Genomic DNA, 24715 nt, shown 5'->3' on the forward strand with positions numbered 1-24715 from the left:
CGGCTTATATGCCGGGATTATCTTATTTGGATAATCTTAGAACTGGTACGTCACGCCCAGCGCAACGATATCATCGCTGCTTACGCCCAGTTTATTATCGTCGTCAATCTGGTTGATTTTATAATCAACAAACGCGGACATATTCTTGTTGAAGTAATAGGTCGCGCCAACATCAATGTATTTCACCAGATCTTCATCACCAATACCTTCGATATCTTTGCCTTTAGACTGGACATAACCCAGCGACGGGCGCAGACCAAAATCGAACTGATATTGCGCAACAACTTCAAAGTGTTGTGCTTTATTTGCAAAGCCGCCTGAAATTGGCGTCATATTGCGGGTTTCAGAATACATCGCTGCCAGATAAATATCGTTCGCGTCGTATTTCAGACCGGTAGCCCAGGCCTCTGCTTTCTGCCCCTGGCCGCGCGCCAGCAAGTTCTGCGCGTTGGTGCGGTCAGAGTTGGTGTACGCGCCGCTGACCGCGAAATCGCTGCCGCCGAAGTCATAGGTCAGAGACGTACCGAAACCGTCACCGTTCTGTTTCTTGGCGTCACGGTTTTCGTTTTTACCCTGGTACTGAAGCGTCATGTCCAGGCCGTCAATCGCACCGAAGAAATCCGTGTTACGGTAGGTGGCAAGACCGGACGCACGCTTGGTCATAAAGTTGTCGGTCTGCGCGGAAGAGTCGCCGCCGAACTCCGGGAACATATCGGTCCACGCTTCGACGTCGTACAGGGCACCCAGGTTACGACCGTAGTCCAGAGAGCCAAAGTCTTTCACTTTCAGACCAGCAAACGCCAGACGTGTTTTCTGCGAGGAGTCGCTTTCCGCTTTATTACCGGCAAATTCTGCTTCCCAGCGGCCATAGCCCGTCAGTTGATCGTTAATCTGGGTTTCGCCTTTAAAACCGAAACGAACGTACGTCTGGTCACCATCTTTGGTGTCATCATCACTGATATAGTGCATAGCTTTCACTTTGCCGTACACGTCCAGTTTATTACCGTTTTTATTATAAACTTCTGCTGCGTGAACAGATGCGGAAGCCACCACGCCCATAACCACTAATGCCAGAGTGCTCTTTTTCATTTTCGATCCTGTCTTATAAACGCGCTTAAAAAATTCGCTGGACGATAAGCTCATGCTTAAGTCCCGTGAAAAAACAGGAAGGGTTTTATCGTTCTGGAATGAAACTTTTATGACAAACTAAGAATAATTTTAAAAAACTGTGATTTATTATTACGGTAATAAATTTGTCAAATTCTGCCGCTACGCTTCCTGATCCCGCGCAACAAAGTGCCTGGTGATGCACTAAGGCAGTTGGCAACCGGGCTGACTCCTGTTAAAACGTTCGTTCGACATTACTTTCCCTTATCGTTGAACGGCAGAGAATCATGAGTGACAGCCAGACGCTGGTGGTAAAACTCGGTACCAGTGTGTTAACAGGCGGATCGCGCCGCCTAAATCGCGCCCACATTGTTGAGCTTGTACGTCAGTGCGCTCAGCTGCATGCCGCAGGGCACCGTATTGTGATTGTGACCTCCGGGGCGATTGCCGCCGGGCGTGAACACCTGGGTTACCCCGAACTCCCCGCGACGATCGCCTCTAAGCAGTTGCTGGCCGCCGTGGGACAAAGCCGACTCATTCAACTCTGGGAACAGCTGTTCTCTATCTACGGTATTCACGTCGGGCAGATGCTGCTGACGCGTGCGGATATGGAAGACCGGGAGCGTTTCCTTAACGCACGCGATACGCTGCGCGCGCTGCTGGACAACAACATTGTTCCCGTTATCAACGAAAATGATGCCGTTGCCACCGCTGAAATTAAAGTGGGCGATAACGATAACCTCTCTGCGCTGGCCGCCATTCTGGCCGGTGCCGATAAATTGCTGCTGCTGACCGATCAGCAGGGGCTATTTACCGCCGACCCGCGTTCCAACCCGGATGCTGAACTGATCGCCGACGTTCACGGCATCGACGATGCCCTGCGCGCCATTGCCGGTGACAGCGTTTCAGGCCTGGGTACGGGTGGCATGGGCACTAAGCTGCAGGCCGCTGACGTGGCCTGTCGTGCCGGTATCGACACTATTATTGCTGCGGGCAGCCGCCCTGGCGTGATTGGCGATGTGATGGAAGGCATTTCCGTCGGCACCCGCTTCCATGCCCAGGAATCCCCGTTGGAAAACCGCAAGCGCTGGATATTTGGTGCGCCTCCCGCTGGCGAACTCGTCGTCGATGAAGGGGCAACCGCTGCGATTCTGGAACGAGGGAGTTCATTGCTTCCTAAAGGAATTAAAAGCGTGACAGGCAACTTCTCCCGTGGTGAAGTGATCCGCATCCGTAACCTTGAAGGTCGCGACATCGCCCACGGCGTAAGCCGCTATAACAGCGATGCCCTGCGCCGCATTGCGGGCCACCACTCGCAGCAGATCGACGCCATTCTGGGCTATGAATATGGCCCGGTTGCAGTGCATCGCGATGACATGATTATTCGTTAAGGAGCCGGAACATGCTGGAACAAATGGGCGCAGCCGCGAAGGCCGCCTCTTACAAACTGGCGCTCCTTTCCAGCCGTGAGAAAAACCGCGTGCTGGAAAAAATCGCTGATTATCTGGAATCACAGTCCCAGGAAATTTTGCTCGCCAACGAGCAGGATTTACTGGAAGCGCGTCGCAACGGCCTGAGCGAAGCGATGCTCGACCGCCTGGCGCTGACCCCGGCACGCCTGAAGGGCATCGCCGACGATGTGCGTCAGGTCTGCAATCTGGCTGACCCGGTAGGGCAGGTGATTGACGGTGGGCTGCTCGACAGCGGTTTACGTCTGGAACGCCGCCGCGTGCCGCTCGGCGTCATCGGCGTGATTTATGAAGCCCGTCCAAACGTGACGGTTGACGTCGCTTCCCTGTGCCTGAAAACCGGTAACGCCGCCATTCTGCGCGGCGGGAAAGAGACCTGGCGCACCAATGCCGCGACGGTAAAGGTCATCCAGCAGGCGCTGGAAGAGTGCGGCTTGCCGGCGGGTGCCGTGCAGGCGATAGAAAGTCCTGACCGCGCGCTGGTCAACGAGATGCTGCGCATGGACAAATACATCGACATGCTGATCCCACGCGGTGGCGCGGGCCTGCACAAGCTGTGCCGCGAGCAATCGACCATTCCGGTGATCACCGGCGGCATCGGCGTATGCCATATCGTGGTCGACGACAGCGCTGAAATTGAACCGGCGCTGAAGATTATCGTGAACGCAAAAACCCAGCGTCCAAGCACCTGTAATACGGTGGAAACGCTGCTGGTGCACCAGGATATCGCAAACACCTTCCTGCCGGCCCTGAGCAAGCAGATGGCGGAGAGCGGCGTGACGTTGCATGCTGACGCCAACGCGCTCGCACTGCTTCAGAATGGCCCGGCTAACGTGGTTCCCGTAAAAGCGGAGCAGTACGACGACGAGTTCCTGTCACTGGATCTGAACGTGAAGTTGGTGGCGGATCTCGACGACGCCATTGCGCACATCCGTGAACACGGCACCCAGCACTCGGACGCCATTCTGACGCGCACGCTGCGCAATGCCGATCGCTTCGTGAACGAAGTGGACTCATCCGCTGTGTATGTGAATGCCTCCACCCGCTTCACCGACGGTGGACAGTTTGGGTTGGGCGCAGAAGTGGCGGTCAGCACGCAGAAACTGCACGCGCGCGGTCCGATGGGACTGGAAGCGCTGACCACCTACAAGTGGATCGGCTTCGGTGACGATACGATTCGTGCGTAAATAATCACGGGTGATGCAAAAATAGCCGTTTGATTCAAAAGGGCATTGACGCATCACCCGGATAGATCTAACCTTTTGCCCCGTGGTTACACTCGTAACCGGCCTCTCAGGGCCGATATAGCTCAGTTGGTAGAGCAGCGCATTCGTAATGCGAAGGTCGTAGGTTCGACTCCTATTATCGGCACCATTTCAAACTCTTCCCAAGTCTACCGAAATCAACTAAAAGCCCGTATACTGCGGTTTCTGGCTCGTATCTTATCTCCTGTTATCAACTGGACTCAACCGAAATCAAGTTGCAGTTGGGGGCATAAGTGGGGGCATTCTATGTTCGGTCCAGGGAGATGCCCCCAATGAAGCTAAATGCACGACAGGTAGACGCTGCTAAACCCAGAGAGAAAGCCTACAAGCTGGCAGATGGTGCTGGTTTGTATCTTGAGGTTGTGCCCTCTGGTTCTCGATACTGGCGAATGAAATATCGCTTCAATGGAAAAGAGAAGCGTATGGCTTTTGGTGTTTATCCAGCAGTGTCTCTCGCACAAGCGAGGGCGCTACGTGATGAAGCCAAGAAAAAACTGGCCGAGGGTATCGATCCATCGTTTGCCAAGAAAGAAGAAAAGCTGGTTCGAAATGTGCAGCTCAATAATACGTTTCAGGCTGTGGCACTTGAATGGCATGGAACGAAGGTGAGCAGATGGTCAGAAGGTTATGCCTCAGACATTATCGAAGCCTTTAATAAAGATATTTTTCCCTATATCGGCCAACAACCGGTGAATGAAATCAAACCGCTGGTTCTGCTTAATGTGCTGCGTCGAATGGAAAGCCGTGGCGCGACAGAGAAGGCTAAGAAGGTTCGCCAGCGCTGCAGCGAAGTTTTTCGTTACGCCATCGTTACTGGCCGTGCGGAATACAACCCTGCAGCAGATCTAACCAGCGCGATGTCAGGGCATGAATCAAAGCATTATCCCTTCCTGACTGTTGAGGAGTTACCAGACTTCTTTAAAGCCCTCGCAGGCTACACAGGAAGCCCGTTAGTTGTTCTTGCAGCACGTCTTCTGATCCTTACGGGAGTTCGCACTGGCGAGCTCCGAGGTGCTTCCTGGAGTGAGTTTGATCTTGAAAAAGCGGTGTGGGAAATACCTGCCGAGCGTATGAAGATGAAACGGCCCCATCTTGTCCCCCTTTCTACCCAAGCGCTGGAAATCGTACAGCAGCTCAAAGTGATGACTGGGCAATATCCACTGGTATTCCCAGGGCGAAATGATCCCCGCAAAACGATGAGCGAAGCGAGTATAAATCAGGTGTTCAAGCGGATTGGATATACGGGGAAGGTAACAGGGCATGGTTTTCGTCACACGATGAGTACCATCCTGCATGAAGAAGGCTTTAACTCAGCGTGGATTGAAACGCAGCTTGCGCATGTGGATAAGAACGCGATACGTGGGACTTACAACCATGCGCAGTATTTGGAGGGGCGTAGGGAAATGATGCAGTGGTATGGGAATTATCTGCACACTTTTATTGTTGATAGAGATAGTACAAATTCCTTTCCACAACTAAAAACCATCAATATGTAATGTGTTAATTATATTTATTAATGCAGAAGCCATTGATGATATTTAAAGAAGATAAAAATAAATATGGTGCATATTTTAATATGCACCAGTATTTCCTAGCGATAAAGACCCTCTAGTTGGGGTAACTTGAAAAAGTAAGATGGTTCAGAGTTCTTAAATGCCCCAGTCGAGTTTTGGCGTAACTCCGCATTAATTAATACGCAGCATTTCTCAGCTCTTGTAATACCAACATAATGAAGGTTTGTTTCTTGCGGAAGGCTGGGATATAGTGCTGTATTTCTATCAACTTCATTAACTGATCTATATGGAAAAGACCATTCATCCATATCCAAATGCAATACTATTTTAAATTCAAGCCCTTTAGACTTATGAAGGGTCATGACTTGAACTTCATTTTTATCTAATGGCATAAACTGCTTTAAGTAAATATCGTCTGATATAACGTCCAAAACTGCATTATCATTAGGTATAGAAAACTGAATGTTTAGCATTTCAGCGATTTCGTGGAACTTATGAATTAGTTCCTCATTTGTTAGTTTACCCCTGAGGGTTTTAATTTTTTTTCTTAATAAAAACTGATGATTGTCATTTATAATCAATCCATCAAATACTTTATTAATTAACTCTTGTGCAGTACCTATGGCCTTATACCTATACGCTAGAAGGTCTTTATATAAATCCGAACATTCTGTGCCCAGTTTATCTAATGGTGTATCAATATAAACTCTAAAATTTGATGTTAATCCTGAGCATAATAATAGCAATGATTGCTCTTTTCTTGCAAATATAGCTACTTGGTTAGCTTGCTCCAACCCCCATCTTCTTTCATTTAACCATTTTGAAATCCATGATGATATTGTCATCGAAACATCTTTTAAGTTCCCAGATAATCTCTTTCTGTAAACATTGATGCTTTCGCTTGGTAATAACACGAAATTTGAATCGAGTAGCCTAGATGCATAATTAATTATTGATGGATGACATCTATGATTTAAATTTATTTCAAAATGTGCAAACACCTGCTTATCTCTAACCAAGTCAAGTAACAGCTCAGCATTTCCACCTCGAAACTCATAAATTGATTGCCAAACATCACCAACAGCAGTAGAGCATAAACCAAGTTCATTTATTTTTAGAAATAATTGATGCTGAGATAAGGATGAATCTTGATATTCATCTATAAATATATGGCTATATCTCGCTTTGATATATCGCGTTGCTGCAGGAGATTCATTAAGTATTTTTAATGCTAAGGCAGCAAATGAACTCATCCAAAGCATTCCCTCATCGTACAGTTTCTTATAACCGGAATCTTCATTGACATTAACGACTGATGGTGTGCCAATAAATTCTTCCTTGAGGTAATGTTTATATGGAGACTCTAACCTCTTTAATACTTTGCATTCTGTTGGTTTACCCCCCCATATTCTTGGAAGAAATGGAATGATTATCTCCTTCAAGCAAAAACTATCAATCGTACCGAAGAAACTGTGTTTTGTATCGTGTCCTTCCGCCTTACATCTGCGCTCTAGTTCTGAACTTGCTTTCCTTGTGAATGTAATTGCAATGACACCTTTATGCTCAGGAAGACAGGCGGTAATATTTCTAATCTTTTCTTTTATAACTGTAGTTTTACCACTTCCAGGACATGCTGTTATTACCATGCTTTTAGGGTAATCAATGGCTAATATTTGCTGAGTAGTTGGAGAGAAAACACTCATTTCATTCACCTTTAACTATTTTTACTAGGTGGTCTAGCGGTTTAGCCAGATCACCCGAGTTAAGAGTATGAAGGTCTTTTTTGATTTTTTTTAGAAGCATACGCATTCGGATTGCTTTTTTCTTTTGTAAGTATTCAATTGCGCTTTGATTATCTTTTTTATCTAACGCATCTAATATTGAAGCACTCAGCTCCTCGACAAGATCGGTTTCTAAATCAATTTTTGACAAATACACTCCCGATTTATTTATTTCCTCAGAAACTGTTTGCCAGTCACCGTTGGTAAGAGTATCTAGAGATGTAATTTTTTTGTCGCTATGCTCAAACTTTTCGATACCAACTATATCTAAACATCGGTTTATGCCTGCAAAGTTCCACTTCTCTTGACCTTTTAGCTTTGATATATCGTTATCAGTTCGCATTACCCATGGAATTTCTAAAGCATCAAGTATTGCTGCATATATTTTAAATGATATTCCATCCACTGAAATTAATGAAATATTCAAATAATCCAGATCAATATTTAAACTTTTAGCTAAGGAATGGTAAAATAAAATTTCGGATGGCCCTTCGATTAAAAAAACACCATTTGAAAAGAATGATTCTGCTGGCAATATACTCATCCGATAGCTCATATCTTCCCAGCCATCTGAAATACCTTTAGAGCATCCTTCACTTGCGGCTACAGTGTGTCCCTCCCTGTCAAGCAATCTTATTATTGAGTCTGGCTCGAAGTTTACCGCTATTTGGGGGGAATGGGATGAAATGATTGTTTGACCTGGAAGTTCAGTTATCAAATAATCAGCTAATTTTCTTTGTTGATGAGGGTGTAGGTGTACTTCAGGTTCTTCGATAACATAGAAGATAACTTCGTTATCGATATCATGTTCCTTAATACTTTTCGCTTTCCATAATGCTAATAAGATTTGGTTGTTTCGCCCGTCTCCTCCAAGCATTACGTTAGAGCCATTTGTATTAGCTCCAAGTTGTAGGTTATCAATAAAGTCATTTATTCCAATTGCCCCAGTATCTAACTGTACAGAATATTCAGAGTAATGATGTGCAAGTTTTTTTAGCTCATCGTTGACTTCTTTTGTTGCTCTTTCTACATATATAAGCTGAGATATTTTATCATTAATTGAATGTAAATCTGAACTTATCTCTCCTAACAAATCATCATCTTCTTCTCTTTCATCAGAGTTCAATGATTGCTGTGCAATTTTTAAGAGTTGTCTTTTTTCTTTGCGAATAAACCTCTCCAAATCTCGTTGTGACTGAATATATTTTAAATTTACGAATTTAAGATAATAACGAGAATTGATTTCTTGTAAAGACTCTAAAGAATCACCAATAAAAAGTTTGTAGCTGAGATCAGATTTTTGTGCGACATACTTAATGAATGATTCACCTGAGTCACTGACATTCCCTTTCAAAATCGAAAGTACTGCATCTTCATTAATATCTTTAAAATGAATGATAATTTCAAATTCTTCACATGATTTTCCTTTTTCTAAATGAAAATCAAGTTCATTTGGTTCAATTTCTGATTCTGAGACACTTTTATCTAATAGCATTCTTAGCGAATGCAGCATATTACTTTTGCCAACATCATTAGCTCCGATGATTAGAGTGTTCGAATTAAACTTGATGTACGCATCTTTAAAATTCCTAAAACCTTTAAGTTTCAGAGATGAAATTTCCAACTTAAAACCCCTCTTTAAAGTAAAAAACCTTTTTATGATGAGGTTTCACGTAAAGTATGCAACTGAATTTTGCTCATTTTTTGCGGCAGATCTATCCAGAATCGTTTATTATCCTAAAATGATGTTCAGACAAGTTATGCTTCTGGCACAAAATGATAGCTGAAGGCAGATGCGCCTCGTGACTCATCACGAGATGTTATTTAAGAGTCTGAGACTGCATTGGGTACAACCGGGAAAACGTACATTCGGCTGAGTCCTTTGGGCTGTTTTACGATGTTGTGATCGCAGCCCATACATCCTCTGTTGATGGGATAATGAACACAACCTGACGAATAGGATGTAACTGTTGGTGAAATCAAGAGCAGACCAGACCGGAGCACACTAAAATGCTTCGGTCTGGCGAATTTTATTTCCAGCTAGCCCTGTCTTCCCAAACGCTACGCAGCATTCCTGTTGTAGGTACTCTTACACTAAACCAGTCATAACTGAACACTGCCTTCTGATCGTCATCAAGCGAATCATCACCTGTCAGCACAACTTCACTTCCCGGTACACGAGTACTTTTGTTGACAACGATGCAGTTGATGGGTGGTAAGCCATTTTCAAGGCACAAATTACCCAAGATGCCCAATTGTCTCGAAAGGAACAATCCGGCATTCGGCTCCTCACGTTTCATGCGGGAAGCGACTTCACTGTACGTAATAGGTTGCACCCATCGCGGGCGAGGGTTACTCAGTTTGGAACTTTCGATATGGCTAACGAGAATTAACCATATTTGTTGAGCCTGAACATGAATTCTGTCGCCTTTCACAAAATGTTTTAGCTCGTACAATTTATTCACAATAGCCACCTGTTAGAATTGAACTGATCGTTACATATTGCCCTTTGTGTTCAATATTGCACGTATTGTTCTTTATCGCAACATGTTAAGTCCGGCATCTTAAGATGCTCCTCTACCGTTTCTGGCACAAAGCCGGCCATGTTGGAGGGACATGACTTCACCTATGAACGAGAAGGATGTATCTTGAATTTCCTCTCAGGACCACCCCGGTATCTGACTGCACTCGATGCAAGAGACTCCAAGTCAATTTCGGCTTGATTTAACAAGTCCTTCAAGTCTTGCTTGGGAATCTGGTTTTGCACAAGCAGGGGAAGAAGGCTTATGAGTGAACAAGGATTACTGGAGACTAAAAACAATGTTATCGGTGTTGAACAGCTCCGCCGTTTGCTGCTTGGCATTTTAAACACCCGCCTTGGAGGTAGTAATGCAGCAAAATGATTTACGCTGACTGGTTGAAGGCCGCAAGTATATCGGGCAGATGGAAATCAAAGGTCCGCGCCATAACCCGTTAATTCTCCAGTTCTGGAAGGACATCAAACGAGGCGGTATCAAAGATGACGCCCCTCCTGGTGCGCTGCTTACGTCGGGTCAATGCTCGAACGCGTCGACATCATCGCCGTCGCCAACGGCGATGCTCGGCTTGGGCGAACACCTCGACACATTGTTGAAATCGAGGTTCGCCGCCAATCTGATTAATGCTTCGGGGAGAAATTCATACTCCAACTATAGGGCAGGATCGTCTACCGGGGCGAAGTCAGTCCAGCCTAATTGACCTACACCCCGTTGATTCCCACAGATTGTTCTCATTAACGTCCGCTCCTGGCACAAAACTGACATCCCAACCTGTATCAGATCATTAAAATTGCCATAAGTTAAGCCAGTAACTCTCTGGTATGACGTAGCGCTTGCGCATCAGGCAGGACAGCCAAATTTGATGTTCGCTGAAAGCTGATTGCTCCCTGGCGCAATGCCTATTGTTAGCTTGCAGGTGAAATAATAACAGAAGGCCTATCCAAAGCGTGTTATAAGCGAGTATGAAAACCTCCACACGGGTGGTTGAGAGGCATGGCATGAAATTACGAATCACAAGAGCAATCGGCCTCAGCAGGTTCTCGCCACGTTGGGTTAAGGTTATCTGTTTACAGTTAACAAAAAATGATATTGAGCGCTCCCTCAATGCTCTACTGGCCAACATTGATGAATCTGAGCTTTCTCCGGAGCAAGTCAAAGCGTTTAGGGAATGCGTTGACAGGATTAACCTGGCACGGGGTAAGGGGATGCAGGCGTGAGCACTTTTAATTAAGCATTTTTCGATGTTGCTTTGTCAATGATGGCTTTTATCCAAAAAATTCGGCAGGTGAAAAGTAGTCTAACCGTTTGATAAAAGGTAAGCCCAAACCGTATATGCGCGGCGTGTTTGCTGCGCAAGTATCGCTGACAGGCCGACAGCAGCGGAGCTCTCGAAAGCCACATATGAGCCAATGAAGACTGATGGGAGCGCGTAGGGATGAAACTGTCCGCTATGAGCGAAAAACGGACCTTCAAATCCGAACCGGTTCAATTGATTAACCTTGGCTGTCAGTCAAGCTATCGTTAACATGAATCCGATCGAAAATTCCTTATCGCATTTTTACAAATACGCAGTGGCAAGAAAGATAGATTCTGGCTCATGACAAGTAGAGTTGTTCATTTGTATAAAGAGACTTCGCCTTCAGGACGCGTTTTGAACCTGCGATGCATCCACAGGTATTGCTCAGGAGCACGGAGAATTTCACGCTCGATGATCTTGTTCATATAAGCCGCTGCGGCGACCTTGTCTTCCCCTGGATAGCCTGACAACGGCTTGCTGATATACATGTGATAACCTTGTTTATCGCTACGTCGAATCATGCTAAGTGTGATCAAGGGTGCACCAGCGAGTTTTGAAAGAACATACGTTCCGTTCGTCGTTGCTGCTTTTTTTACCGAGAAAAAAGGTGCAAAAACGCTTCCTTTAGACCCATAATCCTGGTCTGGTGCAAACCAAACGGCTTCACCTGCTTTTAGCGCATGAACAAAACCTGATAAATTACGTCGATTAATCATAGCCTTATTTGAACGCATACGCCCTTTTGTCTGTACCCATTCCATTAATGGATCATTGTGTGGGCGATACGTTGCCATCATAGGATGGCATAACCCCATTATTCTTCCACACAACTCAAGGGACATAAAATGAATCCCGACAACCATTACTCCTCTTGTCGCACCGGTCAGGTTTTCAAGCCCTTCGACATCAAACCATTTTTTGACTCTCGCATCGCTCCAGAACCAGGCCATTCCTGTTTCCATCAGTCCCAGCCCGAGAGAAACAAAGTTTTTATTGACCATCTGGCTCCGGGCAAACGGTGTCATCTCGGGAAAGCACAGTTCGATATTTCTAATCGCAATCCGTTCCCGGCGTTTCAGAAAGGGTCTTGATATTTTTCCAAGGCCAGAGCCCAGAATATGTAAAACCGGGTAAGGAAGTTGAACGAGAAGCCACAGCAGACCCAAACCAGACCAGGTAAGCCAGTGGCGAGGATGAAGTAAATTATGAGTTAAAGTCTGTGCCATAAATTTCCTTAATGCTAATGAAGGTTATAACGCAAAAGGAAAACAATGAGGCAATTCGTCTTTAGCGATACATTTTGTTTTAGATGATTTAAATTCATCTAAATTCAGGAAAAAAATATTTTCCAGTGGCTGGTGAATAATTTAAAGAACCAGGAGTGAATTGTAAGCCAGCAAATTTATTCTGTTATAAATCCATGGTTTTATCATTGATACTCAAGGAATTGTCTTCTTGATTCATCATCATCAAGGTACTCAAAAGAAAGAAGCCGAATTTTGGTAAGTTTACAAAACCACTCACAATCGTTTCGTTGAATAATTTCGTCTGGTTTGAAACATATCCCGGATGCCACCCGAATAATCGCATATTTACCATTACTAAACCTGACCCTGTGAATACAGAAAGGTTGGCCAGCCTGCCCGTGACAGCTGTTCGATATGATATGCCCTTCAATAAAAACAGATTTTTTAGATTTCATTATCATACCCTCGACAACAGCAGTACAGGAGGAATGTTGTCATTTTCCGACATCACTGACGTTAAGTGGCAGAAGCTGATCAGCCGCCGATACACCAGCATTCTGAAGGTCTGAACAACAGTCCGCAGGCAGGGCACTCAAGAACCGCATCTTTTCTTAGTTTACCTGCTTTCTGATCGGCTCTGTGTGCACATACCGGACAGGCAACATGAACCGGTCTTTCTTTAAAATACCTGAGCCCATTTGTATAAGACATAAATAATTCTCTGAGGAATAGAGTAATTATTATACGCTTTAATATAAAAATAACTGGCATAAGTTATGTTAAGTTGTGTCTGAATCAGGATATCAGATATTGAAAATTGAACGTCTTATTTATGATACACTACCCTTCCGTGAGAAATTTAAGATGAAATCAGAAGACACCCTTGACTGGTATCCGGCACAATTACCGCCTGTGAAAATTATTCTTGGAGAAGCCGTGCTGGCTGTGGGTAAACAGGGCCGACCGATTAATACCCGCACCTTGCTGGAATACCTTCAGGTCATACAGGACAAACAAAAAAGGCGGGATGACAAAATCGCCATGCAGACTGCGATTGATGTTCTCAGGGATAATCAGCGCATTAACGGCAGACGTTAATGCACCTCCGGGATCAGTGTCAGTTCTGAATGATCTCAACCGTATGGTTTTGTCCATCATCCTTCAGCGGTATTCTGTCATCAGGGAGGAGAACACCATCCAGCGTCACGCAATATTCTGCATCGCCGCGTGAAACACTAATCTGATAATGGCTTTCACCATATTGATATGCCATAGAAAAAGAGGACCACTCATCCGGTAACCTGGCATGAACACTAAAGTCAGTGCCGGAACGTTTTATCCCCAGTAATCCCTCGGTAAGTAAACGCCAGGCCCAGGCTGCGGAACCGGTATACCAGCTCCACCCTGCACGTCCGGTATGGGGAGCGACACTGTAGACATCAGCACTCATGACATAAGGCTCAGCTTTATAAATCCCGACAGAGTCCGCATTCAGGGTATGATTTATAGGGCTGAGCATTGACCAGAGTTGCCAGGCTCGTTCGGCATTCCCCATTCGGGCAAAGGCCATCACTGCCCAGATGGCGCCATGCGTATACTGCCCTCCGTTTTCCCGCACGCCGGGCAGGTACCCCTGTATGTAGCCCGGATTTGGACCGTGTCCGTCGAAAGGAGGCGTTAACAGTTTGATCAGCCCTCCTTCGTTATCCACAAGGTGCTTATCCAGCGCCTGCATGGCCTTTGCGCACCGTCCCGGGCTCGCGGCGCCGGACAATACAGACCAGCTCTGCGCAATCGCATCAATCCGGCAGTCCTGTGAGGTTTTCGATCCCAGGGGAGTACCATCGTCAAAATACCCGCGCCGGTACCATTCCCCATCCCAGGCGTGGGCTTCGAGATTACTTTGCAGGCGCAGAGCCTGTGAACGGCACATCGCGGCGACGCTTTCATCCAGCCTGTGCTCCGCCAGCGCTGCAAACCGCTGCAAAATGTCGTACAGGAAGAAGCCCAGCCAGACGCTTTCACCTTTGCCTTCGATACCCACCCGGTTCATCCCGTCATTCCAGTCACCAGCCCCCATCAGCGGCAGGCCATGCTCCCCGAAGCGAAGTCCATAGTGAATAGCTTTGACGCAGTGTAACCAGAGTGTCTCTTCGGTGCCGCTGATGACCGGCGTGTCATAGACAGACTCTTCACCAGGCTGAAGCGAGCGTCCTTCCAGATAAGGAATGCGTATTTCCAGTGCATCCATATCCCCCGTCGTTTCAACATAGTGGCACACAGCAAGCGGCAGCCAAAGATAGTCATCGGAACAGCGGGTACGCACACCGTTGCCGTGTGGCGGGTGCCACCAGTGCTGCACATCCCCCTCGATAAACTGCCGTGATGCACAGAGTATTATCTGTTCACGCATCCGGTCCGGAGCAGCGTGGCTCAGAGCCAGCGTATCCTGCAGCTGATCGCGAAAACCAAATGCACCGCCAGACTGATAGTAGCCACTCCGGGCCATAAGACGGCAGGCGACCGTCTGATACAGCAGCCAACCATTAACCAGTAAATTTACGGACGTGTCGGGGGTGTTAACTACGATTTTATCGAGAACATTGTGCCAGTGATTATGAATCCGGTTCAGCTCCTGGCGGACCGTATCCTCGTTCATGTAGCGGGCCAGCGTCTCCTGAGCACAAACATCATTCTCCTCTGCGCCGAGGATAAAAATAAACGTCCTCTGGTCCCCGTCAATTAATGTAACCGCCGATTGCACCGCTCCGCAGGGATCCAGACCGGCCCCCGTCTTACCAGAAAGCTTTTGCAGTTTCATGGCCGAAGGGGCGTGAAGGGAACCATTACGGCCAATAAACTCCCGGCGATCCCCTGTCAGAGAACAATCATTACCGCTGACGGCAAAAAATGCAGTTCGGCCGCCACCATTATCACCATAAAAGTTATTCGCAAGCACCCCGCAGCCACCGGGCGTTCTGGCCACATGTGTCACAATGTGAGGGGCTGAGCGCGTTCGTGTTTCCCCGAGCGTCCACTCTACATAGCCTGTGACGGAAAGTTGACGTGTCCGTCCCGAAGAGTTACTGAGCGTCAGGAGCACCAGTTTAACCGGATCTTCTTCAGCAACCAGGACCGTCAACTCGCTGTCTATACCACTCTCACGATGGGCAAAAACGCTGTAGCCAAAACCATGGCGGGTCAGGTAGTCACCGTGTCCGCGAACAGGTAAAGCCGTCGGCGACCAGCACTCCCCGCTCTCTTCATCGCGCAGGTAAAATGCCTCGCCGCTGCGATCGCTCACCGGATCGTTCTCCCACGGCGTCAACCGGTATTCATGGGCATTCTCATACCAGGTATAGGCCTGCCCTGCCTCTGAGATCACACTGCCAAAACGAGAATTTGCCAGTATGTTCGACCAGGGAGCCGGTGTAAGCGCATTTTCCCGAAGGACGATCTGATACTCCCGCCCATCCTGAGAAAATCCACCGTACCCATTGAAATGGCATAACTGACTGGTATCAGGGCTCCAGTCCGTATGTTGATTACGCTCGCGCACAGCACGCGGAATGAATGCCCTTGCCGGCGATTTCAGGGTATGAATACGCTGGTTAAGCTGCTCATTAATACCCCCTGCGCGGTCATCAAGATAAAGACAGGCCACGCTCATCAAAAGCAACTTATCCTCAGCGGAGAGATGCTCACCGTTCCGGACAAAAAGCCCGCCCTTTTTATCCAGCAGACTGGCTTCAGACCCGGCATAAATTAACTCCATAATCTGATTTTGTAATCCCTGCTGGTAGCCGCCGGGGCTGTTATTCAGAATAACCAAATCAACATCCAACCCTTTCTGTCTCCAGTAACGGTGTGCCTGAATCAGTGTGGTCACTGAGGTGATACTTTCCTCGCTGGTTATACTCAGCAGCACTATCGGCAGATCCCCTGAAATTGCCCAGCCCCACAGTCCGGACTGGCCACGCCGGTTGCGGCCTATCGCCTGGCCTTCGGCGCGCAGCTCCTGGACAGGGTAAAGCACAGCGCTGGCGAGACTATTGAACAACGTGGCATCATCTTCACTGGCGTTCATCTGGCGCAATACCACCAGACTGTGAGACCAGGCCAGTTCAAAGACGCGATCGGCGATAGGGTAATCGCGATATTTCTCCAGCAACGCCAGGCTCTGCTGACGGGTCTCGCTGATGCCATAAATGATATCAATCGTAACCGGCTGCCCTGGCTGCAGAATGATGGCGTTGCGAATTGCCAGTATCGGATCCAGCACCGAGCCCGACGTGTTGCCTAGCATCCCTCCCGTCTCTATTGCCTGTGCATTCGCAGGGTTTCTGCCACGTCCAATAAACCTTGCCCTGTCCGTTTCAAACGACACGTTATGTCGGTTATCGCCGTGCACCACCATCATGTGAAACAGGCAAGGGCCCGGTTCATCCGGTGAGCGCGGGCGCCGGTGGCAAAGAATAGCGTCACGCTCAGGAGCCAGCTCAGTCTGAATAAACAAATTGCTGAATGCCGGGTGTGCCAGATCGCTGGCATCAGGTGCCAGTACCACTTCAGCATAGGTTGTCAGCTCCAGAGAGCGAGGCTTACGACCACGATGAATCAGTGTGAGCCGTCGCAATTCAACATCATCCTCAGGAGAGATCACCACCTGAGTTTTGACGCTGAGTCCCCCTAAGCTGCGTCTGAATTCTGCCCCCGCATCGGTGAACAACACTTCCTCGTCTTGTCCGCTGGTGTAGCCTGTTGGTTGCCAGGTATTGCTCCACACATCTCCCGTCTGGGTATCGCGGATGTAGCAGAATGCTCCCCAGTTATCACGGGTGGTATCACTGCGCCAGCGCGTTAGTGCAATATCATTCCAGCGACTGTAACCACCGCCGCCCGCGGTCAACATCAGATGATAATGGCCGTTGGACAGGAGTTGAATATCCGGGGCGGGGGTATCCACGCTATAGAAAATACGGGGTGCATAGCGAACGGGTTTGACCATGCCCTCATGAGATTCAAAATGACGGCGCGGACTGTACAGATCGACCGCATCCGGCACACGCTCCTGTAACAGCAGGCTCGCTGACCGGAATACCGTGCTGGACATAAAGCGTTCAGTCATGGGGGCGTCAAGCAGCACATGAGCCAGCGCCTGAAATGCCATACCCTGGTGATGCGCCATCCAGGACTGTACCACCGCATAGAGCTGACCGGTTGCAAGACGTGAGGGGGTATAGTCCAGCGCTTCATAAAAACCGTATTCTCCGCGTGCACCATTTTTTTGCAGCCTGAACAGGTTCTCACAGGCTCTCTGTGGGGAAACCATCAGCGCCAGCAGCGTGGCGTAAGGAGCAACAACCATGTCATCGGCAAGTCCCCTGCGTAGACCGAGCCCCGGTACGCCAAATGCCTGATACTGATAATTATGCTGAACATCAAAAGCATGATAGCCAGACTCTGAAACACCCCATGGTACCCCGCGTTCTTTCCCCCAGTGAATCTGGCGCATAACCGCCGACTGACTCATTTCATCGAGCAGGCTGCCGGGCCAGGTGGGCATCACCAGATTCGGCATCAGATATTCAAACATGGATCCGCTCCATGACATCAGGGCAGTTTCATTATCAATCGTGGTAAACAATCGACCCAGCGCGTACCAGCTTTTAAGAGGCAGCTGATTAGTCGCAATGGCAAGAAAACTGGTCAGGCGGATTTCAGACGGCAGGAGATCGTAGTGGCTCTTGTCAGGCATATTGGTGTCACAGTTATAACCGACGCTGAGCAGACTGGTTGCTTCACTGTACAGAAAGGCGAAATCCATCCGGGCATGCTCATCCAGCCGCTGTTCCAGCTCGGTGATAATATTGAGTCGCATTCGGGCCTGCTCCGCCACTGACGCCGGAGGCGTTCCTGTACCGGTTAATGTCGGACGGGCAAGCTCGCTCAGCGTCGGCAACTTCTGTTCATTCCAGGATGCAGGCAACCAGCCAAGCAACAGAGACCACTCATGGCAAAGCTGAACCAGTTGATGCTCCAGATGTCCAGCCCAGCGCATCTGAAGAGGAGATCCCTGATGACATGCGCTGGTCAGATGGTTGCACTGGGTGCGCATGCTTTTCAGTTCGCTGAAAAGCGCCTGCGGAGAGAGCGACACCGCGTTCAGGCAGTGCTTGCGCAGCAGTCTCAGGCTGTCAGGTGGGTTCTTACCCCACTGTTTTTCCAGAATATCCAGTGTATCGTTCAGTCCTGCCAGTATCTGTTGGTTGCTTAAAACAGGCTGATGACGCATGGCGGACAGGCCTGCACGCAGGGTCAATAAATGCCCGGCCATATTGCCGCTGTCGACGCTGGAGATATAGCGTGGACTTAGGGGGACCAGCGTACGGGTGTCATACCAGTTGTAGAGATGGCCCCGGTAGTGCTCCATTTTATCCATCGTGTCGAGCGTGAGCGACACGCGCCGGAGCACCTCTCCGCCAGGCAGGTAGCCAAAGTCCCATGCCGTCAGGTTAGCCATAAGTGAAAGACCAATATTGGTAGGAGAAGTTCGGTGTGCCACCGTCGGTTGTGGTATTTCCTGATAATTATCAGGCGGAAGCCAGTTCTCTTTTGCTGTGGCAAATGTTTCAAAAAAAGCCCAGATTTCACGGCTTGTCTGGCGTAACAGCTGTTTTTGTTCCTGATTAGGCGAAAAAAACTTACGCACGGGCTGGCGACTCAGCCAGCTCATCAGCAGCGGTGCCACACACCATACCAAACCGATCGGTAACGCAATCCCCAGCAGCTGTGGGGCAAATTGTCCGGTCAGTATTGTCAGCGCCACGCCACCGGCAACGTTCAGCCACATCGCCTGATAAAAACGTGCAACAGTGGGTCTGGCCTGACTGCTGTCCTGGCTGTGGCTGACCCACTGGCTGAGGTGACGCCTGCTTATCCCCAGTCGCCATAGCGTCACGGCGATCGCTTTCAGCGAATATCCGGCTTCGTGCGGCAGTATCGCAAAATTAAGGCTGATACCTGACAGACGCTTAAGCGCGCCCGCCCCCACCAGTAACAGATGCGGCTTCACGCGGCGACGCAGGGGTTTATGCAGAAGGTCGTGGCTAATGCAGAGGATGGCTGGCAGCAGCCATATCAGCAACAGTATGCCCAGCCAGTAAACCGGATTGGGTACCCAAAGCAGAGTGAAGAACAGCAATACCAGTAAGGAGGGGGCGACCAGACTGCGACGTAGATTATCGAGTAATTTCCAGTAAGAAAGCGCGGTCAGCGGATTCCTGACCCGGGTTCCATCGGCTTTTCTGACGCGTGGTTTTAGCCAGTTAAGCAGTTGCCAGTCACCCCGGATCCAGCGTGAACGTCGTGCAACATCCGACAGATAATTATTAGGGTACTGTTCGTACAGTAACACCTCGCTCAGCAGACCCGAACGTGCATAGCATCCTTCAAGCAGATCGTGGCTGAGTACCAGATTTTCCGGGCAGATGTTGGTAGTGGCCTGCATAAAAATATCAACATCGTAAATCCCTTTGCCCACAAACGAGCCTTCCCCAAAGAGATCTTGATAAATATCCGAAGACATCATCGAATAAGGGTTATTGCCCGGTACGCTGCTGCGCAGGGCTGCGTAACGCCCCTGACCGTTGCGTGGTATCTCCTCCGCAAGACCGGGCTGTAAAATACCGAATCCTTTGACAACCCTCTGGCGTACCGGATCATACTCAGGCGTATTCAGCGGATGCGCCATCGTCGCGACGAGTTTGTATGCCGTATCGCGCGGGAGCACCGTATCGCTGTCCAGGGTAATAACGTATTTTATGTGACCCGGTAAAAGGTGGGCAGGCATCTCTGCAACGCTGACGAATTGCGTTCCGGGATGGCGCAACCAGCTGTTCAGTAACGCCAGTTTTCCCCGCTTGCGTTCATAGCCCATCCACGCTCCTTCCGAGGGGTTCCATTCAGGCTGGCGATGTAACAGATAAAAACGTGGTCGGCCGGAGGGGTAGCGGCGATTAAGCGCCTGCGTATCGGCGATAGCCTGTCTGAGCAGCGCGTGACTTTCCGGCGAGGGTTCATTTTCAGAATCAGCAAAATCAGTGAGCAGCGCGAACCTGAGATTTTCGTTTTCATTCCCCAACCAGCAGACTTCAAGGCTGGTGAGGAGCTGGCTGAAACTTTCGTGGCTGGTCAACATGCAGGGAATGACTAACATGGTGGCACTGTCAGCGGGAATACCGGCTGAAAAATCCATCCCCGGCAAGGGGCGAGGAACGCGAAAACGGGTGGTTGCATCACTGAGCAAATCGCTCATTAACTGAGTTAATGCGATAATCAGAGGTAATATCACCGCGATCAATAGCCAGTCTGCGCCCTGCATGGCGGTTTCGTGCAATATTGCTGCGGTCGCTGCGGTTGTCAGCAACGCCAGGCTTCCAAGCCATGACAGCAGGGTTATTCTGTTGAAACTGTGCCGCAAGCGTATGAGCCTTGAGGCGTCTGCCAGGAGATGAATATCCAGCGCCTGTCGACCTTCGCCCGCAAGATAATAACCAACATGATGTTCCGGTGTATCGGGCGCTTTTTCCTCTGAAAGCGCCAGCACCTTCTCAGCAACCTCAGGCTCGCTGAGACCGCTGTCCCTGGCCAGAACCTCAACTACGTGCCGGTAATGATCCCGGGTATTGAAGTGCATCCGGGGATAGATGCCGGCAGGATCATTGCGTAATGCCTGTTCGACAACGCTTATCGTTTCGGCGAAATCAGCCCAGTCCGTTTCACTCAATAAACGCAGGCCCGCGATGCTGTTACTGACGGACAGCTGGCTGGCGGCAAGCTGCTGATTGAAACTATGTATGAGAACGTCAGTGGTGATCCCCTGTTCCCGAAGGCACTGATCAACCCAGGTCAGAGGTAACGACAGCGCGTTGCCATGCCCCTGCAGGCGCCGCACCAGCTCTGCGACAAACGCACTGGTTAACGGAGGTCGGGAGCGCGCCATATCGGCAACCACCATGATTAAATCACCAGGCGCACTCTCTGCGCATTCGACAATCCTTGTTATCCACGTATCAGCAAGGTTTCTGTCCTGCTGCGCTTTTATCACTTCCACACTGATACGACGAAGATTTTCAATCAGCGCAAGGCGCAGCATTCCCGGTAACGCCCAGACTTCACCCAGCGTCAGCGGCGTCACCTGTTGATAGGCAGTGAGATAGCTGGTCAGGCTGGCGGCATCCCAGCGGCCATCGCCGTGAGCAATGGCCTCAGATGCAATATGATAAATTCGTGGGCAATTCAACGGCGATACAAGCGACGGAAGACCTTTGCCAAAGCTTTTCGGCAGATGCTGGCGGACAGTGCGGATTTGTTCCTCAATCAGATAATAATTGTCCAGCAGCCATTCACCGGCGGGCATGATACTGGTCTTTTTACCCGAGTTAAGCTCATAGCAGTTTTGGGTAATGACGGCCTCATTGTCGCCAAGCCGTTTCAGAAGATAATAAGGATGCCTATCCGGTGATACTTTATGAGTCCGCGCCAGCTTCTGGCCGTAGCGTTCCATCTGGACGGTCGAAAAGAGTTCTGACCGCGGCGAGCTTTCACCGGCAGGATCGTTCGCCGAAAACGTTATGTTTTCGGCAGCATTCATCGGAATACGGGAGCGGTTAAACCACGCTCTGGGGATCATTTTCATAGCATTGCTCTGATGCGACGTTAGCGCGCAGGAGCAGTTGCGAAATCAGTTCAGAAACGTTCTCTCAGGATGGGCGTCAGGCATCAGGGATTTAACAGCTGCCGGAATCTAACATAAGTATAGGACATGAGCTCTGTTCTGCGGTTTTGGTCGAGCTAGCGTCGGGAGATAAACAGAGCCTTACATCCGGGGCAAAGCATGGTCTGGTTGAGCCGGATTTTTGACAACGGTTGTACTGATTTTAAGCCACAAACAGGACAGGCAGCAGTGGCAGTAGACGCACTGCTGAAGAATTTCATTGCGTAATTGATAACAGACATAACCATTAACCTTTCAATGAATGAGCTTCACCGTACCACATGTGGTTAAGTTTTAATCTATCTATTTTGACACACTGAAAATCAGGAAAGATAAATGTTCGCAGCCACAGGCCCCCTGAGACCGTTTATCCGTCAAAACTCTATGCGGCTTCCAGGGATGAGTAATTCTGATTCGCGAGAGTTAACGGCTGAAATGTGAAGCAGAACGTCTTTTCGTCCATCAGATGGGATGATGAGGCCTTTACCACTAAGAATATCAAAGCTTTTGACAATTCCTGTCATTTTATGGGACAAGTCAATTCCTTATTGAAAACACGTAAAGACTATACATTGAAAATGGCATTCAGCCACTTTTATTTTCCCTACAGGACCTCTGGACGGCTAAAAGATAATTTGCTTATATCGATTCCCTGTGCCTTAATGAATCCCATCAGTTCGATGTACTAATGAAAGTTAGAAATTTTCCGGGCAGTTCTCATTACCAGGCGCTATCGTTGATATCCCCTCTTTTGAGTCCATATGTTTAATCTTATACGTTTACTATCAATACAATCATGTATAACGGAGTCAGTATGACCTCTAGAATTATGGGCCTGGTTAAATGGTTTAACGAAGACAAAGGTTTTGGCTTCATCTCTCCTCTTGATGGCAGCAAAGATATCTTTGTCCATTTATCTGCACTTGATGGCGACAACTTTAAAACTTTATTTGAAGGTCAGAAAGTTGAATTCGCCATTCACCGCGGAGACAAGGGTCCTGCTGCTGCAAACGTAACACTTTGCGATAAATAAATCATTGTGGGTCTGCGATAACGATGAAGGATTATTCCTGAGTAGACAGATCCATAACTTAAATCAGATGAAAGTCGTTTATTCATAATATCTGATCAGCATATTTTTCAAAATTATGAGTATGCTAACCGATGTGATGAAGTGCAGTACTACTGCATAAAAAGTCTAAAAGCACAAACTAACCACATGTTAAATAAGAAGTGCGTAATGGCTTTGACCTTAATGGCATCTGCCAGTTAATATCCACGAGAGAACATGGTAATAGAATATGATTAAAGTCCTTGTTTTCTTTAATGCTGAATCCTGTAAAGTCATGACCGTTCTGGAAGGTATATCCTCTATCAGGCAGGAATATCCAAACGGTGAAGAAACACATCTTCGGATTATGTCTGCAGGTTTTCCTTCCTTAACTGGCGATCATGGTATTGTTTACGTGGCTACTGACAGGGAGTTAACGTCACAGGAGATACTTGATGCGGCCAGGAAATATTTATAGCATTTTTGTCATGCTCTCTGCTCCACGTTTAATTGCATGCTTACCCTATTTATCAGAATCGAACAAAAAATGAGTTGAAAACATTTATGGCCTGCTAACAGCAGGCTTTTTTTTACATTACACTTTTTTAGAAACACCTTTATAAAGAGAGAGTAATTCGCTACCTTCTGACAAAATGCAGGTGTCTCTCCCCTGCGTGCCATCTTGCCATTTGTGAAAAACCTTGCTAAGTGGCGGCGCTGTCTCTCCTCATTTTAATCTCATCAGGTGTGACTGAAGCAATAAGTTATGAGGGATATAAAAAGGCTCTCCGGATGACTCCTGGCATCATAGTTTTAAGTACCTTCAAAAATGCATGGACATTTCGTATGAGTTGTAATTTAGTTCTTGCACATTCTTCTTAATTTTTTCTTGCGATAAGAGATTTATATCAGTAGTCTAAACCTCGTTAATAACAATATGTCCCAATCGCATTAAAATGCTCAGTAAGAAAAATCGGGTTGATGAGCAACCGTCGACATTGGTATTTGCTGAACAACGAAAAAACTTTAAAAGGTCTCTTTATGTCAGATGCTCTAACACAGTTAAACAATATCCGTACCTTACGTTCTCAGACTCGTGAAATGTCATTAGATGTACTGGAAGATGTTCTGGAAAAGTTTAAAATTATTCTTATAGAACGACGAGAAGAAGAGATATTACGTCTTGCAAATGAAAGTCAGCGCCGCGATAAACTGGAAACACTTCGTCAGATGATGCTTGATGAGGGTATCGACCCCTCCGAACTTTTAGCTGCTATTGGCTCTTCGGGTAAGGCTAAAAGGACGCGCTCCCCCCGCCCCGCGAAGTATCGATATACTGACGAAACTGGAGAGTCAAAAACATGGTCAGGTCAGGGGCGAATGCCGAAGCGGATCTCAAATCTGATTGCTGAAGGTGGGGAATTAAAAGATTTTGAAATCAGCTAAAAAGAGCCGGGTATAACCCGGCTCTTTTTTGTATAGGCCGCAAGTTGCCTTAGAGAATAGTCGAGAAACATTTAGTTCCGTTGATGTAACCGAGAAGCTGTTTAAAATCACAGTGCTGCTTAAGGGACAAACCGGTTATCTTGCAGATCGTTACAGCGAGCAAAAAGAGAGCCATCAGGAGCTTTCATCCCGAGTTAATTAGGACAATATATAATGTATGTTC

16 protein-coding genes, 1 tRNA gene and 1 pseudogene are annotated in these 24715 nt (G+C 48.0%); 10 read left to right on the top strand and 8 right to left on the bottom strand.

What is annotated here, in order from left to right:
* Window positions 1–36 precede the first annotated feature (36 nt).
* Entirely contained in the window at window positions 37–1089 is a 1053-nt protein-coding gene (gene phoE / locus HBM95_04700; protein ID NIH42237.1) for a phosphoporin PhoE, read from the bottom strand.
* Between the two features lie 305 nt (window positions 1090–1394).
* On the opposite strand from phoE, the gene proB reads away from it, so the two are divergent.
* From proB to HBM95_04720, 4 genes are all read left to right on the top strand, one after another.
* On the top strand, window positions 1395–2498 hold the full coding sequence (proB, locus tag HBM95_04705; protein NIH42238.1) for a glutamate 5-kinase: 1104 nt from the start codon (window positions 1395–1397) through the stop codon (window positions 2496–2498).
* Window positions 2499–2509: 11 nt separating this feature from the next.
* The gene (gene proA / locus HBM95_04710; protein ID NIH42239.1) at window positions 2510–3763 is read left to right on the top strand and encodes a glutamate-5-semialdehyde dehydrogenase; all 1254 of its coding nucleotides are present in this window, start codon (window positions 2510–2512) and stop codon (window positions 3761–3763) included.
* A 111-nt stretch (window positions 3764–3874) separates the two neighbouring features.
* Window positions 3875–3950, top strand: a tRNA-Thr gene (locus HBM95_04715).
* Window positions 3951–4113: 163 nt separating this feature from the next.
* Window positions 4114–5337, top strand: coding sequence for a tyrosine-type recombinase/integrase (locus HBM95_04720; protein ID NIH42240.1), 1224 nt, complete (start codon window positions 4114–4116; stop codon window positions 5335–5337).
* A 95-nt stretch (window positions 5338–5432) separates the two neighbouring features.
* Here HBM95_04720 and HBM95_04725 read toward each other — a convergent pair whose 3' ends face one another.
* From HBM95_04725 to HBM95_04735, 3 genes are all read right to left on the bottom strand, one after another.
* On the bottom strand, window positions 5433–7058 hold the full coding sequence (locus HBM95_04725) for an ATP-dependent helicase (protein ID NIH42241.1): 1626 nt from the start codon (window positions 7056–7058) through the stop codon (window positions 5433–5435).
* 1 nt (window position 7059) lies between these two features.
* Window positions 7060–8760: an AAA family ATPase gene (locus HBM95_04730; protein NIH42242.1), complete on the bottom strand. Its 1701-nt coding sequence runs from the start codon at window positions 8758–8760 to the stop codon at window positions 7060–7062.
* Between the two features lie 406 nt (window positions 8761–9166).
* Window positions 9167–9601 carry a hypothetical protein gene (locus HBM95_04735; GenBank protein ID NIH42243.1) on the bottom strand — a complete coding sequence of 145 codons (435 nt, stop codon included), beginning with the start codon at window positions 9599–9601 and terminating at the stop codon, window positions 9167–9169.
* Window positions 9602–10671: 1070 nt separating this feature from the next.
* Between HBM95_04735 and HBM95_04740 the strand changes: the two genes are divergently transcribed.
* A complete protein-coding gene (locus HBM95_04740; protein ID NIH42244.1) occupies window positions 10672–10890 on the top strand; it encodes a hypothetical protein in 219 nt (72 codons plus the stop codon).
* Between the two features lie 397 nt (window positions 10891–11287).
* Here HBM95_04740 and lpxP read toward each other — a convergent pair whose 3' ends face one another.
* Together lpxP and HBM95_04750 are read right to left on the bottom strand one after the other, a co-directional pair.
* The gene (gene lpxP, locus HBM95_04745) at window positions 11288–12196 is read right to left on the bottom strand and encodes a kdo(2)-lipid IV(A) palmitoleoyltransferase (protein NIH42245.1); all 909 of its coding nucleotides are present in this window, start codon (window positions 12194–12196) and stop codon (window positions 11288–11290) included.
* 184 nt (window positions 12197–12380) lie between these two features.
* Complete coding sequence (locus HBM95_04750) at window positions 12381–12569, bottom strand: hypothetical protein (protein NIH42246.1); 189 nt, start codon at window positions 12567–12569, stop codon at window positions 12381–12383.
* Window positions 12570–13081: 512 nt separating this feature from the next.
* Between HBM95_04750 and HBM95_04755 the strand changes: the two genes are divergently transcribed.
* Window positions 13082–13315, top strand: a complete 234-nt coding sequence (locus tag HBM95_04755) for a hypothetical protein (protein NIH42247.1) — start codon at window positions 13082–13084, stop codon at window positions 13313–13315.
* Window positions 13316–13334: 19 nt separating this feature from the next.
* Here the strand turns inward: HBM95_04755 and HBM95_04760 are convergent, their stop codons facing one another.
* Window positions 13335–21917, bottom strand: a complete 8583-nt coding sequence (locus HBM95_04760; GenBank protein ID NIH42248.1) for a cyclic beta 1-2 glucan synthetase — start codon at window positions 21915–21917, stop codon at window positions 13335–13337.
* 452 nt (window positions 21918–22369) lie between these two features.
* Entirely contained in the window at window positions 22370–22531 is a 162-nt protein-coding gene (locus tag HBM95_04765; protein NIH42249.1) for a cold shock domain-containing protein, read from the bottom strand.
* 278 nt (window positions 22532–22809) lie between these two features.
* On the opposite strand from HBM95_04765, the gene HBM95_04770 reads away from it, so the two are divergent.
* The 4 genes and pseudogenes from HBM95_04770 (at window position 22810) to HBM95_04785 (ending at window position 24694) form a co-directional block, all read left to right on the top strand.
* Entirely contained in the window at window positions 22810–23028 is a 219-nt protein-coding gene (locus HBM95_04770) for a cold-shock protein (protein ID NIH42250.1), read from the top strand.
* Window positions 23029–23296: 268 nt separating this feature from the next.
* Window positions 23297–23524, top strand: a complete 228-nt coding sequence (locus HBM95_04775) for a hypothetical protein (GenBank protein NIH42251.1) — start codon at window positions 23297–23299, stop codon at window positions 23522–23524.
* A gap of 503 nt (window positions 23525–24027) precedes the next feature.
* The gene (locus HBM95_04780) at window positions 24028–24492 is read left to right on the top strand and encodes an H-NS histone family protein (GenBank protein NIH42252.1); all 465 of its coding nucleotides are present in this window, start codon (window positions 24028–24030) and stop codon (window positions 24490–24492) included.
* Window positions 24493–24571: 79 nt separating this feature from the next.
* Window positions 24572–24694, top strand: a pseudogene (locus HBM95_04785) (arsenical resistance protein ArsH).
* The last annotated feature ends 21 nt before the right edge of the window (window positions 24695–24715 follow it).

Source organism: Enterobacter asburiae (assembly GCA_011754535.1).
GTDB lineage: Bacteria > Pseudomonadota > Gammaproteobacteria > Enterobacterales > Enterobacteriaceae > Enterobacter > Enterobacter cloacae_N.

What these genes read in the sequence shown, in the direction of transcription:
- lpxP (NIH42245.1), bottom strand. Translation starts at nt 12,196, where the DNA reads ATGGCACAGACTTTAACTCATAATTTACTTCATCCTCGCCACTGGCTT.
- HBM95_04720 (NIH42240.1), top strand. Translation starts at nt 4,114, where the DNA reads ATGAAGCTAAATGCACGACAGGTAGACGCTGCTAAACCCAGAGAGAAA.
- HBM95_04760 (NIH42248.1), bottom strand. Translation starts at nt 21,917, where the DNA reads ATGAAAATGATCCCCAGAGCGTGGTTTAACCGCTCCCGTATTCCGATG.
- HBM95_04750 (NIH42246.1), bottom strand. Translation starts at nt 12,569, where the DNA reads ATGGTAAATATGCGATTATTCGGGTGGCATCCGGGATATGTTTCAAAC.
- HBM95_04780 (NIH42252.1), top strand. Translation starts at nt 24,028, where the DNA reads ATGAGCAACCGTCGACATTGGTATTTGCTGAACAACGAAAAAACTTTA.
- proB (NIH42238.1), top strand. Translation starts at nt 1,395, where the DNA reads ATGAGTGACAGCCAGACGCTGGTGGTAAAACTCGGTACCAGTGTGTTA.
- HBM95_04725 (NIH42241.1), bottom strand. Translation starts at nt 7,058, where the DNA reads ATGAGTGTTTTCTCTCCAACTACTCAGCAAATATTAGCCATTGATTAC.
- proA (NIH42239.1), top strand. Translation starts at nt 2,510, where the DNA reads ATGCTGGAACAAATGGGCGCAGCCGCGAAGGCCGCCTCTTACAAACTG.
- HBM95_04755 (NIH42247.1), top strand. Translation starts at nt 13,082, where the DNA reads ATGAAATCAGAAGACACCCTTGACTGGTATCCGGCACAATTACCGCCT.
- HBM95_04740 (NIH42244.1), top strand. Translation starts at nt 10,672, where the DNA reads ATGAAATTACGAATCACAAGAGCAATCGGCCTCAGCAGGTTCTCGCCA.
- phoE (NIH42237.1), bottom strand. Translation starts at nt 1,089, where the DNA reads ATGAAAAAGAGCACTCTGGCATTAGTGGTTATGGGCGTGGTGGCTTCC.
- HBM95_04770 (NIH42250.1), top strand. Translation starts at nt 22,810, where the DNA reads ATGACCTCTAGAATTATGGGCCTGGTTAAATGGTTTAACGAAGACAAA.
- HBM95_04775 (NIH42251.1), top strand. Translation starts at nt 23,297, where the DNA reads ATGATTAAAGTCCTTGTTTTCTTTAATGCTGAATCCTGTAAAGTCATG.